17 protein-coding genes and 1 other RNA gene are annotated in these 15847 nt (G+C 74.1%); 11 read left to right on the top strand and 7 right to left on the bottom strand.

Going from position 1 to position 15847, the window contains the following annotated elements; all coding sequences use genetic code 11:
* The first annotated feature begins 64 nt into the window (after nucleotides 1-64).
* From ABD990_RS13590 to ABD990_RS13555, 8 genes are all read left to right on the top strand, one after another.
* Nucleotides 65-301 (top strand): hypothetical protein, encoded by a 237-nt coding sequence (locus ABD990_RS13590; protein WP_345380825.1) that lies wholly within the window; start codon nucleotides 65-67, stop codon nucleotides 299-301.
* 58 nt (nucleotides 302-359) lie between these two features.
* Nucleotides 360-1193, top strand: coding sequence for a leishmanolysin-related zinc metalloendopeptidase (locus tag ABD990_RS13585; RefSeq protein WP_345380824.1), 834 nt, complete (start codon nucleotides 360-362; stop codon nucleotides 1191-1193).
* 1153 nt (nucleotides 1194-2346) lie between these two features.
* Nucleotides 2347-2856: a PadR family transcriptional regulator gene (locus ABD990_RS13580; protein WP_345380823.1), complete on the top strand. Its 510-nt coding sequence runs from the start codon at nucleotides 2347-2349 to the stop codon at nucleotides 2854-2856.
* A gap of 59 nt (nucleotides 2857-2915) precedes the next feature.
* Complete coding sequence (gene prfB / locus ABD990_RS13575) at nucleotides 2916-4031, top strand: peptide chain release factor 2 (protein ID WP_345380822.1); 1116 nt, start codon at nucleotides 2916-2918, stop codon at nucleotides 4029-4031.
* Between the two features lie 81 nt (nucleotides 4032-4112).
* Nucleotides 4113-4802, top strand: a complete 690-nt coding sequence (gene ftsE / locus ABD990_RS13570; RefSeq protein WP_345380821.1) for a cell division ATP-binding protein FtsE — start codon at nucleotides 4113-4115, stop codon at nucleotides 4800-4802.
* A 37-nt stretch (nucleotides 4803-4839) separates the two neighbouring features.
* Entirely contained in the window at nucleotides 4840-5754 is a 915-nt protein-coding gene (gene ftsX, locus ABD990_RS13565; RefSeq protein WP_345380820.1) for a permease-like cell division protein FtsX, read from the top strand.
* Between the two features lie 28 nt (nucleotides 5755-5782).
* Complete coding sequence (gene smpB / locus ABD990_RS13560; RefSeq protein ID WP_345380819.1) at nucleotides 5783-6268, top strand: SsrA-binding protein SmpB; 486 nt, start codon at nucleotides 5783-5785, stop codon at nucleotides 6266-6268.
* The gene (locus tag ABD990_RS13555) at nucleotides 6265-7170 is read left to right on the top strand and encodes an amidohydrolase family protein (protein WP_345380818.1); all 906 of its coding nucleotides are present in this window, start codon (nucleotides 6265-6267) and stop codon (nucleotides 7168-7170) included. Before smpB ends, ABD990_RS13555 begins: the two co-directional genes overlap by 4 nt.
* A 228-nt stretch (nucleotides 7171-7398) precedes the next feature.
* On the opposite strand, the gene ABD990_RS13550 is transcribed toward ABD990_RS13555, so the two are convergent.
* Entirely contained in the window at nucleotides 7399-8343 is a 945-nt protein-coding gene (locus ABD990_RS13550; RefSeq protein WP_345380817.1) for an NADP-dependent oxidoreductase, read from the bottom strand.
* 66 nt (nucleotides 8344-8409) lie between these two features.
* Here ABD990_RS13550 and ABD990_RS13545 point away from each other — a divergent pair, with 66 nt between their 5' ends.
* Both ABD990_RS13545 and ssrA read left to right on the top strand, forming a co-directional pair.
* The gene (locus tag ABD990_RS13545) at nucleotides 8410-8823 is read left to right on the top strand and encodes a winged helix-turn-helix transcriptional regulator (RefSeq protein WP_345380816.1); all 414 of its coding nucleotides are present in this window, start codon (nucleotides 8410-8412) and stop codon (nucleotides 8821-8823) included.
* 57 nt (nucleotides 8824-8880) lie between these two features.
* Nucleotides 8881-9276, top strand: a transfer-messenger RNA (tmRNA) gene (gene ssrA / locus ABD990_RS13540).
* Nucleotides 9277-9336: 60 nt separating this feature from the next.
* Here ssrA and ABD990_RS13535 read toward each other — a convergent pair.
* Nucleotides 9337-10500 (bottom strand): class I SAM-dependent methyltransferase, encoded by a 1164-nt coding sequence (locus ABD990_RS13535; protein WP_345380815.1) that lies wholly within the window; start codon nucleotides 10498-10500, stop codon nucleotides 9337-9339.
* A 122-nt stretch (nucleotides 10501-10622) separates the two neighbouring features.
* Here ABD990_RS13535 and ABD990_RS13530 point away from each other — a divergent pair, with 122 nt between their 5' ends.
* Nucleotides 10623-11891, top strand: a complete 1269-nt coding sequence (locus ABD990_RS13530; protein WP_345380814.1) for an MFS transporter — start codon at nucleotides 10623-10625, stop codon at nucleotides 11889-11891.
* A gap of 19 nt (nucleotides 11892-11910) precedes the next feature.
* On the opposite strand, the gene ABD990_RS13525 is transcribed toward ABD990_RS13530, so the two are convergent.
* The 5 genes from ABD990_RS13525 to biuH are packed head-to-tail and all read right to left on the bottom strand — an operon-like array spanning nucleotide 11911 to nucleotide 15842.
* Nucleotides 11911-12300 (bottom strand): allophanate hydrolase-related protein, encoded by a 390-nt coding sequence (locus tag ABD990_RS13525; RefSeq protein ID WP_345380813.1) that lies wholly within the window; start codon nucleotides 12298-12300, stop codon nucleotides 11911-11913.
* On the bottom strand, nucleotides 12297-12770 hold the full coding sequence (gene hpxZ / locus ABD990_RS13520) for an oxalurate catabolism protein HpxZ (RefSeq protein ID WP_345380812.1): 474 nt from the start codon (nucleotides 12768-12770) through the stop codon (nucleotides 12297-12299). The genes ABD990_RS13525 and hpxZ overlap by 4 nt, the downstream gene beginning before the upstream one ends.
* Complete coding sequence (locus ABD990_RS13515) at nucleotides 12767-14479, bottom strand: regulator (protein WP_345380811.1); 1713 nt, start codon at nucleotides 14477-14479, stop codon at nucleotides 12767-12769. Before ABD990_RS13515 ends, hpxZ begins: the two co-directional genes overlap by 4 nt.
* A complete protein-coding gene (locus ABD990_RS13510; protein ID WP_345380810.1) occupies nucleotides 14476-15153 on the bottom strand; it encodes a cysteine hydrolase family protein in 678 nt (225 codons plus the stop codon). The genes ABD990_RS13515 and ABD990_RS13510 overlap by 4 nt, the downstream gene beginning before the upstream one ends.
* A complete protein-coding gene (gene biuH / locus ABD990_RS13505) occupies nucleotides 15150-15842 on the bottom strand; it encodes a biuret amidohydrolase (protein WP_345381006.1) in 693 nt (230 codons plus the stop codon). Before biuH ends, ABD990_RS13510 begins: the two co-directional genes overlap by 4 nt.
* Between the last annotated feature and the right edge of the window lie 5 nt (nucleotides 15843-15847).

Here is a 15847-nt window from a genome sequence, read left to right as displayed (position 1 = left end):
CGGCGCCGACCGGGCCGGTCCGTCGCTGCGGGACGCACGACACGACGGACGAGGAGGGGTCGCCGTGACGAGGAAGATGCGGCTGGTCGTGCACACCGCGCGCGAGCTCCACCGGGGGGAGTGGGCGGAGGTGGCCGACGACGTCCCCGCCGGGCAGCTGGAGGACGACGCGCTCTCCGACGTGGTGCGCAGCGCGAGCGCGGGAGACCAGATGTGGATCTTCACCATGGACAACGGTCGGCGCCGTGCGATCCCGTTCTCGGCCATGGAGTGGATCGAGGTCGAGGTCCGCCACGCCTGACGATCGGTGACCGGCCCCCCGATCGGCGCCGCCCGCGAGCGCGCGGGACGATCACGGGATGGAGAGTTACCGGGCGGTGGCCGACGCGGCCCGCGCCGCCGAGGCCGCCGTCGGCACCCTCGGCCCCGCCGGACTGTCGCCGTTCACGATCGAGGTCCGTTTCGCCGGCGGGCTGAGCCCGCGCCAGCAGGAGGCCTTCGCGGCCGCCGCCGACCGGTGGACACGGATGGTCGTCGGTGACCTGCCCGCGGTCGACGTCGACGGCGAGACCGTCGACGACGTGCTGATCCTCGCCTCGGGCGTCGACATCGACGGGTCGGGGCAGGTGCTCGGCCAGGCCGGCCCCACGCAGCTGCGCCCGGTGTCCGCCGGGCTGCTCCCGGCCGTCGGACGGATGCAGTTCGACACCGCCGACCTCGCCCAGATGCAGCGCGATGGCACGCTCGACGACGTCATCACCCACGAGATGGGGCACGTCCTCGGCATCGGCACCCTCTGGTCCCGCCTCGGCCTGCTGTCCGGGTCCGGGACGGACGACCCGGTCTTCACCGGCACCGGGGCCGTGACGGAGTGGGGCGCGCTCGGGGGCAGCGGGGCCGTGCCGGTCGAGAACACCGGCGGTCCCGGCACGCGCGAGGGGCACTGGCGCGAGGCGGTGTTCGGCGACGAGCTGATGAGCGGCTTCATCGCCGAGGCCGGCAACCCGCTCTCCCGCGTCAGCGTCGCCAGCCTCGGCGACCTCGGGTACGCCGTGGACCTCGACGCGGCCGAGCCCTACCGGCTGCCGGCGGGCGCCGAGGGCTCCGCCGCGATCGTCGCCGGGCCGGGGCGGCGGTGCCGGGTGGGCCGCCCGACCGCGCACGTCCTCCCCGAGAGCTCCCTCCACGTCTGAGGCGGGCCACCCGTCCCGCCCCGGACCGACGGGGCGGTGCGGTGGACCCGTGTGCAGACCGGTCGGCACGGGTCCCGAGCCCGTCCCACCCCCGACCGGTCGCCGCGCGCCGATCCGGACCCGCTGCCACCCCCGGCCGGTCGCCGCACACCGATCCGGACCCGCTCCCACACCCCGCCGGTCGCCTCACACCGACCCGGACCCGCTCGCACACCCGCGGGTTCCGTCCCACACCAATCCGGACCCGCTGCCACACCCGGTCGCCTCACACCGACCCGGACCCGCTCGCACGCCCGCGGGTTCCGTCCCACACCAATCCGGACCCGCTGCCACACCCGGCCGGTCGCCGCACACCGACCCGGACCCGCTCCCACACCCGCGGGTTCCGTCCCACACCTCGTCGACAAGGTGTGCCGCGACTCGATGTCTGTGCGGCGCCCGAGCGGGTGTGCGAGCTCGTGGCGCCGGCGGTCACGCGCTCGACCGCCGTGGACACGCTGCTGGCGAACGGGGGGCAGGGCGGGGCAGGGCGCGCCGGGCAGCGCAGGTCGGCGCAGGGGGTGCAGGGGGTGCAGGGCGGCACGGCCGGCGGAGCCGGGGGCGCGCGATCGAACCCGAGGCGGGGGCGCGCGGGCCCAGCCGGAGGCGGGGGCCGAGCCGGAGGCGCGCGAGCAGCTACCCGTCCCACACCCCGCCCGGCGCCGCACAACCCGTCGACGAGGTGTGCCGCCGACGTCCCGGGTGTGCGGCCGTGCCCCGACGGGGGTGCCGGCCGTCGATCCGCCGGGCGAGCGCTGTCCGCGTGCGCCTTCGTGCTCGCGGGGCCGCCTTCGTTCCCGCGGGCCGTGTCTTCGTTCCCGCGTGGCGAGCCCTCGTCCCGGCGAGCCCTCGTCCCTGCGAGCATGCTGCGCGAGCCACCGCCCGGCCCCCGATCGCGTGCCCCCGGGCCGCCCGAGCAGACCCGCACCCACTCCTCGCCCACACCCTCGCCCACACCTCGCCCACCCCCTCCGGACCGCTCCACACGAGCGAGGTGTGGAGCCCCGCCGGCGGGGTACGCACCCCGGTTGCCCCGGGCCACCGACAGTCCGAACTCGCAGGTCGGGGGCCACTGTGGAATGCGGAACCCCGGCGCACGTGGGACCGTTGAGGGATGCCGGCCCCACCCGCAGTCAACGCCACCGCCGCGGCCCTGCTCGGACTGCTCCACAGCGGTCCGATGACGGGCGGCCAGCTCGTCGCGGCCGCCGGCGAGCGCTTCGGCTCCTTCTTCACCGTGACCCGCAGCCAGGTCTACCGCGAGCTGCCGGTGATGGCGGAGGCCGGGCTGCTGCGGCTGGGCAAGCAGGGGCCGCGGGCGTCGCAGCAGTACGTGATCACGGCGGCCGGCAAGCGGGCGTTCAAGGCGTGGCTGCAGCACGGCAGCGGCGGCGACGCACTGCGCAGCCCGCTGGTGCTGCGGCTGCTGCACGCGGGCCAGCTGACCGTGAAGCAGCGGGCCGAACTGGTGAGCACCTCGCGGGAGGTCTACACGGCCCGGCTCGCCGAGGCCCGCGCGGCGTCCCGGAACGAGGAGGACCCGTACCGCAAGGCGGTCGCGGACTTCACCGTCGCGCACACCCGGGCCATGGTGAAGCTGCTCGACACGGTCCCGCTGGACTGACCCCTCCGGGCAACCCTCCCGCCGCACGCCCCTCGCGTGCACGCGTAGCCTGGAGCGTTGTGAACCCCGACGTGGCAGCCGACCTGAAGGACCTCGCAACCACCCTGGAGGGCATCGAGGCGGTCACCGACGTCCCCGCGCTCAAGGCGGAGATCGCGGACCTCGAGGAGCAGGCCGGGGCCCCGGACCTGTGGAACGACACGGAGGCCGCGCAGAAGGTCACCAGCCGGCTCTCGCACGCGCAGGCCGAGCTGCGCCGGGTCGAGGACCTGCGCCGCCGGCTGGACGACCTCCCCGTGCTCTACGAGCTGGCCGAGGACGAGGGGGACGAGTCCGCGATCGCCGACGCGGACCGCGATCGCGCGAAGCTCCGTGAGGAGATCGCCTCGCTCGAGGTCCGCACGTTGCTCTCCGGCGAGTACGACGAGCGCGAGGCGCTGGTGACGATCCGCTCCGAGGCGGGCGGGGTCGACGCGGCGGACTTCGCCGAGATGCTCATGCGCATGTACCTGCGCTGGGCCGAGCGGCACGGCTACGGGGTGGACGTCTACGACACCTCCTACGCGGAGGAGGCGGGCATCAAGTCCGCGACCTTCCAGGTCCACGCCCCCTACGCGTACGGCACTCTCTCGGTGGAGCAGGGCACGCACCGGCTCGTCCGGATCTCGCCGTTCGACAACCAGGGCCGCCGTCAGACGTCGTTCGCCGGCGTCGAGGTCGCCCCGGTCGTGGAGTCGACCGACCACATCGACATCGACGAGAAGGACCTCCGGGTGGACGTCTACCGCTCCTCCGGGCCCGGCGGGCAGGGCGTCAACACCACCGACTCCGCGGTGCGGCTGACCCACATCCCGACCGGCATCGTGGTGTCCTGCCAGAACGAGCGCTCGCAGATCCAGAACAAGGCCACCGCGATGGTCGTGCTGCAGGCCAAGCTGCTCGAGCGCAAGCGCCAGGAGGAGCAGGCGCTGATGGACTCGCTCAAGGACACCGGCTCGTCCTGGGGCAACCAGATGCGCTCGTACGTGCTGCACCCGTACCAGATGGTCAAGGACCTGCGGACGGAGCACGAGGTCGGCAACCCCGGCGCGGTGCTCGACGGCGACATCGACGGCTTCATCGAGGCCGGCATCCGCTGGCGGCGCAACCAGCAGCTCGAGGCGGAGAACGCGTAATCGGACGAGCGGTACCGCCCCTGCGCCGAGGGGGCCTGTCGGGTGACGGCCCGGTCATGATCCGCCGGTAACGTCCCGGCCGTGATCCGGCTGGAGCGCGTCACCAAGATGTACAAGACCTCGACGCGGCCCGCGCTGGACCGCGTCTCGGTCGAGGTGGGCAAGGGCGAGTTCGTCTTCCTCATCGGGCCGTCCGGCTCCGGGAAGTCGACCTTCCTGCGCCTGCTGCTGCGCGAGGACGTCCCGACCCGCGGCAAGATCTGGGTGACCGACCTCGACGTCGCGAAGCTCCCGCGGCGGAAGGTGCCCCGGCTCCGCCAGCGCATCGGCGTCGTCTTCCAGGACTTCCGGCTGCTCACGAACAAGACGGTCGGCGAGAACGTCGCGTTCGCCCTCGAGGTGATCGGCAAGTCGCCTTCGACGATCCGCAAGGTCGTGCCCGAGGTCCTCGAGCTCGTCGGGCTGGAGGGCAAGGCCGACCGGATGCCGCACGAGCTCTCCGGCGGCGAGCAGCAGCGCGTCGCGATCGCCCGGGCGTTCGTGAACCGGCCGCTGGTCCTGCTGGCCGACGAGCCCACCGGCAACCTCGACCCGGACACCAGCCAGGACATCATGCTGCTGCTGGAGCGGATCAACCGCACCGGCACGACCGTGGTCATGGCGACCCACGACCACTCCATCGTCGACTCCATGCGGCGGCGGGTGGTCGAGCTGGACATGGGCCGGGTCGTCCGGGACGAGGCCCACGCGGTGTACGGGGTGGGCCGGTAGTGCGCCCCGTCGACGTACTCCTCCCCGTGGAGGCGGCATGAGAACCGACTTCGTCGTCCGGGAGGTCGCGACCGGGCTGCGCCGGAACGTCACGATGACCGTGGCGATGGTGCTGACCACCGCGATCTCGCTGCTCATGGTCGGCACCGGGCTGCTCGCGGTGAAGACGATCGACGCGACCGAGGCGATCTACTCCGACCGCCTCGAGATCCGGGTCGCGCTCACCCAGGACGTGTCCACCGCGGACTCCGGCTGCACCCAGCCGATCTGCGCGGGCCTGCGGTCCACGCTGGAGAACTCCCCGCTGGTGGCGGGGGTGACGTACGAGAACCAGCAGGAGGCGTACGAGCGCTTCCAGGAGCTGTTCGCCGGGCAGTCGGTCGCCGAGCTCGCCCGGCCCCAGTCGCTGCCGGCCACGCTGCGGGTCAAGCTCGTCGACCGGGACGGGTCGACCGAGGCCGGCGCGGCCGCGGTGAAGCAGGCGATGGAGAACCAGGTCGGCGTGCGCACCGTGATCGACCAGCGGGACGTCGTCGCCAAGCTGTTCGACTTCCTCGGCGGCGTCCGGAACGTCACCTTCGCGCTGGCGCTGGTCCAGGCGGTCGCGGCGCTCATGCTGATCTCCAACACCGTCCAGGTCTCCGCCTACACCCGGCGGACCGAGGTCGGCGTGATGCGGCTGGTCGGCGCCACGCGCTGGTACACCCAGCTGCCCTTCCTCATCGAGGCCGTGGTGACGGGCGTGGTCGGCGCCGTGCTCGCGGGCGTCGGGCTGGTCGTCGGCAAGATCGCCTTCATCGACTCGCTGCTGGCCGGGATCGCGCAGAACGGCGTGATCCCGCCGGTCACGCTCGCCGACGTCCTGACGGTCTCGGCGTACCTGGTCCCGATCGGCGCGCTGATCGCGGGGATCACCGGCTACGTCACGCTGCGTCTCTACGTGAAGGTGTGACGCGGCACCCTCCGCGTAGGCTGGAGGGGTGAAGGAGAAAGGCCGCAAGGTGATCGCGCAGAACCGGCGCGCGCGTCACGACTACGCGGTGCTCGAGGAGTTCGAGGCCGGTGTGGCGCTCATGGGCACCGAGGTGAAGAGCCTGCGGCTCGGCCGGGCCTCCCTGGTCGACGCGTACGCCACGGTCGACGAGGGCGAGGTGTGGCTGCGCGGCCTGCACATCCCCGAGTACACGCACGGCAGCTGGACCAACCACGAGCCGCGGCGCACCCGCAAGCTGCTGCTGCACAAGTACGAGATCGAGCGGCTGATCGGCAAGATCCGCGAGGGCGGGCTGACGCTCGTCCCGATGTCGCTGTACTTCAGCGACGGCAAGGTCAAGTGCGAGCTCGCGCTGGCCCGCGGCAAGAAGACCTACGACAAGCGGCAGGACCTGGCGAAGAAGGACGCCGAGCGGGACATGGCCCGGGCGATCGGCCGGGCCGCGAAGGGCCGGGCGAGGTCGCTCTCGTGACGCTCCCCGCGCCGCCCACGTCGGACGACGACGTCCCCCGCTGGTTCGCCGACCTCGGCCTGCCCGGGCTCGTCGACGTGCACGTGCACTTCCTGCCCGAGCGGGTCCTGCGCAAGGTGTGGGCCTACTTCGACCAGGCCCGCACGCACTACGGCATGGACTGGCCGATCCAGTACCGCACCCCGGAGGCCGAGCGGATCGCCACGCTGGAGAAGCTCGGCGTGCTCCGCTACGCGCCCTTGGTCTACCCGCACAAGCCCGGCATGGCGGCCTGGCTCACGGAGTGGGCGGCGGAGTTCGCCGCGGACAACCCGGCCGCCGTCCGCACCGCCACGCTCTACGCCGAGCCCGGGGTCGAGGAGTACCTCGGCGCCGCGGTCGAGGGCGGGGCGCGGGCGGTGAAGGTGCACGTCCAGGTCGGTGCCTTCGACCCCCGCGACCCGCTGCTCGACGGGGCGTGGGGCCTGCTCGCCGAGGCCGGGGTCCCGGTGGTCGTGCACTGCGGGCACGGGCCGATCCCCGGCGAGCACACCGGGCTGGACGTGTTCGGCGAGGTGCTGGCCCGCCACCCGCGGCTGACGGCGGTGCTCGCCCACGCCGGGATGCCGGACTTCCTCGCGGCGCTGGAGCTGGTGCACCGCCACGAGAACGTGCACCTGGACACCACCATGGTCGGTACGCCGTACGCGGAGGCCTTCGCGCCGTTGCCCGCGGACTGGCCCGCCCGGCTCGCCGAGATCCCCGGGCGGGTGGTCCTGGGCAGCGACTTCCCGAACATCCCCTACCCGTACGCCGAGCAGCTCCGCGCGATCGCGGACTGGGCCGCCGCGGACGACCGCCTCGGCGAGCCGTTCCTCCGCTCGGTCCTCCACGACACGGGCACCCGCCTCCTGCGCCTCTGACCCCCAGGCGACCTGCGGAAGCACCCACGACACCCCGGCGGCGCCGCCCACGCGCTGTACCGCGAGCACGGCCTCGCGCCCGGGACGACGCCGTCGCCATGCGGTACCTGGTCCCGGAGTGGCAGTTCGACCCGAAGCGCCCCTGCCTCGCCCGCTGAGTGGGTGAGCGAACGGCGCTCTCGCTCACTCCTACTGAGCGAAGGTGCCGTTCGCTCAGGGTGAGGAGGGTCAGGGGAGCAGGACCAGCCGCCCACCCACCCCGCCGGCGGCGAGCCGCGTGTGGGCCGCGGCGACGTCGTCGAGCGGGTAGGTGCCCGCGACGGTCAGGGTCAGTTCGCCCTTGGCCGCCAGGGCCGCCAGCTCGGCCAGCCGGACCCCGTCGGGCCGGACCTCCGCCTGCACGCTGCGGATCCCGCGCTCCGCGGGCACCGGTCCGGCGACGGTCACCAGCGTGCCGCCCGCCCGCACGGGCGCGAGCGCGGCCGTTCCGATGCCCGCCGTGTCGAGGACGGCGTCGACGCCGCCGGGCAGCGCGTCCCGGCGGACGACCTCTGCGCCGTACCCGCGCACGGCCTCCTCGTCGCGCGCCGAGGCCGTGGCGAGGACCCGCAGCCCGGCGCGGACCGCCAGCTGCACCGCGAACGCCCCGACGCCGCCGGCCCCGCCGATCACCAGCAGGGTCGAGCCCGCCGGTGTGGCGAGGTCGTCGAGGGCCGTGGCGGCGGTGAGGGCGTTGAGCGGGAGGGTGGCCGCCGCGGTGGTCTCCACGCCCTCCGGGGCCGGCGCCACGTCCGCCGCCGGCACCACCACCTTCTCCGCCTGCGCCCCGACCGGCACGGCGAAGGCCGGGATCATCGTGACCACCGCGTCGCCCGGCCGCAGCCCCTCGACGCCCGCGCCGAGGGCGTCGACCCGCCCCGCGACGTCCCAGCCCAGCCCCCGCTCGAACGGCCCCTCGGGTGCCGGCGCCAGCCCGGCCTGCACCGTGAACCCGGAGCGGGTCCCCAGGTCGATCGGGTTGACGGCCGCGGCCTCCACTGCGATCCGCACCTCGCCCGGGCCCGGCCCGGGCTCGGGCACCTCCGCCACCGCCAGCACCTCGGGCCCGCCGAACTCCCGGAACACCACTGCACGCATGTCGCTCTCCTCCTCGTCCGTGCTTCCGGAACTCACGGTATGAGTGCTACTATCCAACGGGTAGTAGTTACCTGGAAGTGCGTAGCAGAGCCGGAGGAGAGCATGGCGACGACGACCGCGGCCCAGCGCCGCGAGGCCGAGCGCACGGCGTACGACGCCTTCCTCGCCGCCTGCCCCTCGCGGATGGTGCTGGACCGGATCAGCGACAAGTGGGTGGGCCTGCTGCTCACCGCGCTGGCCGACGGCCCGAAGCGGTACTCCGAGCTCGGCAGGCGGGTGGCCGGGGTCAGCCCGAAGATGCTCACCCAGACCCTCCGCGTCCTCGAGCGTGACGGGCTGGTGGAGCGCGAGGTGACCGCCGCCGTCCCCGTGCGGGTGGACTACCGGCTCACGCCGCTCGGGACCGGGCTCCACGGGGCGCTGCTGGCCGTCAAGGAGTGGGCCGAGGCGCACGTCGACGAGGTGCTCGCCGCGCGTGACCGGTACGACTCGCGGTCCGGGACCGAATCGGGATGATCCGCCGCGCGGTGCGCGTTAGACTCGGGTGACGGCCCGAGAGGCGGGTCGTGACAAGGGGGTGAACGGTCTCGACTCCTGAGGCGGACCGAGGGGAAGCGTGCCGAGGAAGACGACGATGAGCTCGTTAACCATGCGTCGTAACCAAATAAGTGCCGACGAGAGTCGCACTGTCCCGGCTCAGGGCGCCCGCGCGGACTTCGCGCTCGCTGCCTGATCCAGTAAGGGACTGTCGGCCCGGGGGCGTTCCCGCCCCGGTGTCCGGCATCAGCTAGGGGACTCACCGTCCGGCCCGGTCGCCGGGGTCGGGCGGGACACCACACAGCGACTGGGATCGTCACACCGGCTCGTCCGTGAGACCGGTGGATCCGAGTAGAGACACAGCGGACTGCGCACGGAGAAGCCCTCGCAAAGCGAAGGAGGACCCGGGTTCGATTCCCGGCACCTCCACCCCTGGAGTTCAGGGCCCCGATCCGACCGGGTCGGGGCCCTGACCGTTCTCGGCCCCGCCCCCTAGACGCAGACCAGGCCCCACGGTCGGTCGCGGACGCGGGTCATCACCAGCGTCGCCCGCCGGGACCCCCGTAGCTTGAGCCGCTTGTGCAGGGCGTCGACGTCGCCCGCCAGGCCGCGCCGTCGGATGTCGACCGCGCCGACGTCGAGCTCGCGCAGCCGACGGGGGAGCCTCTTCTGGTCCCACGGCCCGGAGTCGATCACCTCGAGCGTGCGGGCGAACGGCGTCGCGACCGGCTCGTCGGCGGACAGGAACGCGATCCGCTCGTCGATCTTCCACGTCCCGGTGCGGCGTGCCAGCTCCTCCACGGCGCCCGCCCGGGTCACGGCCGGGTTCGGGTCGAGCAGGTAGCGGCCGGGGCCCCGCACCTCCACCGGGTCGCCCTCCGCCGCGACGAGCGTGTCCCCGGTGGGCAGGAGGGTCGCCCGGGCGCGGGTGGTGGCCAGGGCGGGGGACCAGGCCACGGCCTCCTTGAGGTCCCGGTCCACCGCCACGAACTCCAGCTCCCACCCCGCCGGGACGACGTCGTGGTCGAGACCCGGGGCGGCCTTGATCCCGACCGCGGGGACCTGTAGGCCGAAGCACCAGTCGAGCGGCGGCTCGCTGTCGCCGGTCCGCATCCGGCCCCGCGCGGACCGGCGGGCCGGGTCCACGAACACCCCGTCGACCCTCGCCAGGTCGACCTCCCGGACGTCCGCGAGCAGCGTCCCGGCGTGGCCGCCGTAGACCGCGGCGTTGTGCCGGGCCATCCAGAGGTGGACGGGATCGCGGTCCACCGCGACGACCTCCCGGCCGGGGGCGAGCGCGAGGAGGTCCCCGCCGATGCCGCAGCAGAGATCGGCGAGCCGGCGCGCGGGGGCGAACCGGGCCGCCCGGTGCCGCGCCACGATCTCGGGTGACGCCTGCTCCCAGCCCGCGCGCGTCAGGAACATCTCGCCGGCGCGCTCGAACTTCCCGGCCGCCCGTTCCCGCAGCTGGGCCTGGGTGAGGGCCTCCGCGACGATCGGCGCCGGGTAGCTGCGCCGCAGGGCGGTGCCGAGGCGGAGGGCGGCGTCGTCGGTGAGCGGGCGCCCGTCGAGCCCGGCCACGATCGCCGCGAACAGCTCCTCGCCCGTGGGGCCGGTCAGCTCCGCCAACCGGGCCAGCACCTCGTCCGCGTCCACCGCCGGGAAGGCTACTGCCGGCCTCCGCGAGCGGCCGCGCCGCCCGCATCCGACGACAGTGAGGAACCCGACGCGTCACCCGATCGCGTAGCGTTGCCAACTATCGGGACGGAAGGGGCGACGTGGCCACGACGGAGGACGCCGTGTCGGCGCGCACGAGGGTGCGGATGCCGCGGGAGATCTGGGTGCTCGTGGTGGCGGCCTTCGTGGTCGCCATCGGGTTCGGCATCGTGGCCCCGGCGCTGCCGGCCTTCGCCCGGACGTTCGACGGCGGCGTGGCGGCCGCCTCCGCGGTGATCAGCCTGTTCGCCGCGTTCCGGCTGGCCTTCGCGCCGTTCAGCGGACGGCTGGTCGGCCGGTTCGGCGAGCTGCGGGTCTACACCGTGGGCCTGGTGATCGCGGCGGCGTCCGTGGGCGCGACGGCGGCGGCGCAGAGCTACTGGCAGCTGCTGGTGTTCCGCGGCGTCGGCGGCATCGGCTCCACGATGTTCACCGTCTCGGCGATCTCGCTGCTGGTGCGGCTGGCCCCGCCCGAGGCGCGTGGGCGGGCGTCGGGCATGTGGGCCACCGGGTTCCTGCTGGGCAACATCGCGGGCCCGCTCGCCGGCGGCGGCCTGATCGCGGTGAGCCTGCGGGCGCCGTTCCTCTGCTACGCGGCGGCGCTGCTGTGCGCGATGGCGGTGTCGGTCCCGCTGCTGCGGGGCCGGCTCGGCGGGCCCGCGAACGGCGACGAGGCCGAGCCCGCCGCCACCTTCCCGACGGCGATCCGGCACCCCACCTACCGCGCGGCCCTGGTCGCGAGCTTCGCCAACGGCTGGACGGTGTTCGGCGTCCGGGTCGCGCTGGTCCCGCTGTTCGTGGTCGAGGCGCTGCGGCAGAGTGAGACCTGGGCCGGGTTCGCCCTGGCGGTGTTCGCCGCCGGCAACGCCGTCACCCTCCTGATGTCCGGCCGGCTCGCCGACCGCCGCGGCCGCAAGCCCCCGGTGCTCGCCGGTCTCGTGGTCTCCGCGGTGGCGACGGGCCTGCTCGGGGTGGCGCCGTCGTCCGGGGTGTTCCTGGCGCTCTCGCTGGTCGCGGGTGTCGGCAGCGGGCTGGTCAATCCGCCGATGACCGCGGCGGTCGCGGACGTGATCGGCAGCCGGGCCCGCGGCGGCACCGTGCTGGCGGGCTTCCAGATGGCGGCCGACGTCGGCGCGATCGTCGGGCCGCTGGCCGCCGGCGCCGTGGCCCAGGCCGCGGGGTTCGGCTTCGCCTTCGCCCTCACCGGCGTGATCTCGGTGCTCGCCCTCGGCTTCTGGCTGTGGGCGCCCGAGACGCTCCCCCGCCCGCACGGGCACGACGACGCCACCACCGAGACGGTCGCGGGGGAGCGCGCGGTCGGCGCCGAGTGAGGAGCCTGGTGGCGGCCCCTCAGCAGGCGGCGAGGTAGGCCGGCCAGCTGCCGTGCGCGGTGACGTCCCGGGCGGTGCCTGCCGCCCAGCCCTCGCAGACGATCCCGACCACGGACCGGCCGTCGGCCAGCATCAGCGTGCCGACGGCCAGGGGCGAGGGCAGGGTGACGGCGAGCCGGCCGACCGCCGGGACGGGCAGCCGGAACAGCTCGACCTCGACCTCCGCGCCGCCGTCGGCCACCCGCACCAGGCCGCCGCGTCGGACCTCCTCCCCGGGCAGGGCCAGCAGCCGGTAGACCGGGGCCGTGCGGCCGGTGCCGGCGAACACCGCGCCGAGGGCCAGCAGCTCGGGGTGCAACGGCTGGCCGCGCCGGTGAGCGGCGACGACCGCGACCAGGACGGTGGTCACCGCGGCACCTCGGACACGTGCGCCGCAACGATCCGCCAGCCTTCCGGGAGCCGCACCCAGGTCTGGGTCTGGCGCCCCTCCGTCGCGCCACCCGGGTAGCCGAACAGTGTGCTGACCACGGCCGACGCCTCGCCGGTCGCCAGCACCACCGTCCCGGACAGCGTGCGGCCCGGTTGGACCCCCGGGTTCGCCCGCCGCCACGCCGCGATCTCCCCGGCGCCGTACTGCCGGTCGGCGACGCCGTAGCGGACGCAGCGCGGGTCGGCCCAGAACAGCTCGGTGAGGGTGGCGACGTCGCCCTCCCGCAGCGCCTTCTCGTACCGCTCGAACGCCGTGCGGACCTCGGCGACCACCTCGGGCGCGTCGATCGGGGGGCCGGCCCCCGGCGTCCGGGAGGTGCCCGCCGCGGGAGCGTGTGCCCCCGCTCCCGCGGCGGACGGTCCGGACAGCCCGGGCAGGGTCCCGGTCACGCGGTCGCCGGGCGGGCGGGCCCGTCGGGGTCGGGCACGGTCGCGGCGGGTGCGGGCTCGGCGGGCGTGGTCCCGGCATGGGTGGTCTCGGCGTGCCGCGGCGTCGGGACGCCCTCGCCGGGCTCGGCCCCGACGAGGTCCGCGGCGACGGGCTGGTCCTCGCGCACCCCGTCGCCGGCCGGCCCGCGCCGGCGCATGACGAGCCCGAATACGGCCAGCAGCACCGCGGCGAACAGGTACCCGAGCGCGATCTGCCCGCCGACGTTCCAACCGACCTGCTCGGCGTGGATGAGCCCGACGAACCCGAGCACCGCCCCGATCGCGGAGTAGACCGCCGCGGCGAAGAAGTTCTTGTCGATGACGAACACGGTGATCGAGCCCAGCACCATCCCGGCGAGGATCGCGCCGCCGCCGAGCAGCACGGTGCCGTGGTAGACCAGCCCGGCGCCGGTCAGGGCCTCCTCGCCGACCTGCTGCGCGGTGGTCCCGGCCGCGGACAGGGCGTTGTTCATCAGCCCGGCCGCCCAGGAGGCGACGTTCGGGATGATCGCGATGACCACCGCGACGGCGTGCCGCCGCGGGGTCTCCTGGAAGGCCTGCGCGCCGATCAGCAGCCCGATGTAGAGCAGGATCGGCACGATCGCCGGGGTCGGCAGCAGCGCGCCGAGCAGCGAGAACAGGCCGAGGAAGCACATCAGCGCGATCACCACGCCGGACGCGAGCGAGTACGTCGTCCGGCCGCCCGCGGCCTTCCACCCGGGGTGCCCGATGTACACCGCGGGTGGGAACGGGCAGCCCAGGACCGAGCCGACGACCGCGCCGGCGCCGTCCGCGGCGAGGATGGCGCGCAGGTTGTACTCGTCGCCCGCGACGGCGGCGGACTCGACGTTCGTCATGCCCTCGGTGAAGTTGTAGATGCCCAGCGGGATCGCGGTCGCGAGCAGCGGCGCGACGTCGGACAGGCCCTCGCCGAGCCGGGCGAGGTCCGCCGAGGGCAGCGAGAGGGCGACGTCCCGGGCCGCGGCGACGACGTCGGGTGCCGACATGTACCCGCCGATCCAGCCGATGGCCGAGCCGACAAGCAGCGCGGCGAGGCCGACGGGGATGTTCCCGGGCAGCTTCAGGTCGGTGAAGAAGCCGATCAGGATGATCACCATGACGGGCAGGGCGATCCACAGCGCCTCGAACATCTGCGCCGCCGGGCGCATCGAGATGAACGCGATCGAGACGCCGGCGAGCGTGCCGAGCATCGCCGCCTGCGGTGTGTACCTGCGGATCCACGGCCCGACGAAGGCGCCGAGCAGCACGATGATCCCGATGATGAACGACCACGCCAGCCCGGCCGCCCACGCCGCCAGCGGGTCGCGGGTCTGCAGGTAGATCGGCAGCATGATCACGAAGACGACGATGAACATGTGCGGGACGGAGGGCCCGTACGGCATCGCGCAGACGTCCGTGCGGCCCTCGCGGCGGGCCAGCCGCCGGGCGAGGTAGGTGTAGTAGACGTTGCCGATCAGCAGTTGGACGCCCAGCGCCGGCAGGATGACCCCGAAGACGTCGGCGCCCGGGATGTTCACCACGGCGAGGCAGAGCCCGGACAGGGTCAGGACGTTGACCAGGGTGTTGAAGCCGAGGCCGAAGAAGGCGTTGGTGTCCCCGGAGACCCACCAGGAGAGCTTCATCGGCTGTGCTGCGTCTGTGGTGCTCATGCGACGGCCTCCGTCGTCAGGGCGGCGAGCAGTGCGGACGAGGGCGCGACCCAGCCGAAGATGCCGCCCTGGGCGGCGATCATCTCGAGGGCGACGCGGTGGAACTCCGGGAAGTACGAGCCGGTGCAGTCCGAGAGCACGAGGCACTCGTAGCCGCGGTCGTTGGCCTCCCGGACGGTGGTGTGCACGCAGACCTCGGTCGTCACGCCGGCGACGATCAGGCTCGTGATGCCGCGTGCCTCGAGCTCGGGCCCGAACGCGGTCCCGTGGAAGGAGCCCTTGCCCGGCTTGTCGACCACGAGCTCGCCGGGCAGCGGCGCCAGCTCGTCGACGATGTCGTGGCCGTACTCCCCCCGGACCAGGATCCGGCCCTTGGGACCCGGGTCGCCGATCCGCAGCGTCGGGTTGCCGCGGTTCAGCTTGGCGGGCGGGCAGTCGGACAGGTCGGGGACGTGCCCCTCCCGGGTGTGGATCACCGTCATGCCGGTGCTCCGCGCGGTGGCGAGGACCCGCTGCAGGGGCGGGATGACGGACCGGAGCAGCGAGACGTCGTTGCCCAGGGTCTCGCCGAACCCGCCGGGTTCGCAGAAGTCCCGCTGCATGTCGATGATCACCAGGGCGGTGGTGGCGGGATCGGAGGTGAAGGCGCCGGGCGCCGCGTCGACGGAGATCATTCCGGGCTCCAGGTGGTCGCCTCGACGACGGCGTCGGCGGTCCCGACGGCGCCGAAGACCCCGCCCTGCATGGTCACCATGTGCAGGGCGGCGTCGTGGTTGGCCGGGTCCGTGGCGCCGGTGCAGTCGGCGAGGATCAGGCACTCGTAGCCGCGGTCGTTCGCCTCGCGCATGGTCGTGTGCACGCAGACGTCCGTGGTGATGCCCGTGAGCAGGATGTGCGTGATCCCGTGCGTGCGGAGCACGAGGTCGAGCCGCGTGGCGTAGAACGCGCCCTTGCCGGGCTTGTCGATCAACACCTCGCCCGGGACCGGCGCGACCTCCGGGACGATCTCCCAGCCCGGTTCGCCCCGGACGAGGATGCGCCCGGCTGGCCCGGGAGAGCCGATCTCGGCGCCGATCCGTTTCGACCGCCAGCGCTTGTTCGCCGGGAGGTCGGAGAGATCGGGCGCGTGGCCCTCGCGGGTGTGGATCACGAGCATGCCGGCCTCGCGGGCGTGGGCGAGCAGCCGTGCCGTGGGCCCGAGGCCCGCCCGGGTGAGCGAGATGTCGTAGCCCATCCGGTCGACGTAGCCGCCCGGCCCGCAGAAGTCGACCTGCCAGTCGATGCAGATCAGGGCCGTCCTCGACGCGGGGACGGCGCCGTCGAAGGGCCAGGGGTAGGGCCGGGCGGCGACGGGCCCGATCACGGCGG

This window comes from Pseudonocardia yuanmonensis (assembly GCF_039542425.1).
Lineage (GTDB): Bacteria > Actinomycetota > Actinomycetes > Mycobacteriales > Pseudonocardiaceae > Pseudonocardia > Pseudonocardia yuanmonensis.
This window is presented reverse-complemented; position numbering and strand designations above follow the sequence as displayed.

What these genes read in the sequence shown, in the direction of transcription:
- ftsX (WP_345380820.1), top strand. Translation starts at nt 4,840, where the DNA reads ATGAGAACCGACTTCGTCGTCCGGGAGGTCGCGACCGGGCTGCGCCGG.
- ABD990_RS13510 (WP_345380810.1), bottom strand. Translation starts at nt 15,153, where the DNA reads ATGATCTCCGTCGACGCGGCGCCCGGCGCCTTCACCTCCGATCCCGCC.
- ABD990_RS13580 (WP_345380823.1), top strand. Translation starts at nt 2,347, where the DNA reads ATGCCGGCCCCACCCGCAGTCAACGCCACCGCCGCGGCCCTGCTCGGA.
- ABD990_RS13585 (WP_345380824.1), top strand. Translation starts at nt 360, where the DNA reads ATGGAGAGTTACCGGGCGGTGGCCGACGCGGCCCGCGCCGCCGAGGCC.
- ABD990_RS13515 (WP_345380811.1), bottom strand. Translation starts at nt 14,479, where the DNA reads ATGAGCACCACAGACGCAGCACAGCCGATGAAGCTCTCCTGGTGGGTC.
- ABD990_RS13545 (WP_345380816.1), top strand. Translation starts at nt 8,410, where the DNA reads ATGGCGACGACGACCGCGGCCCAGCGCCGCGAGGCCGAGCGCACGGCG.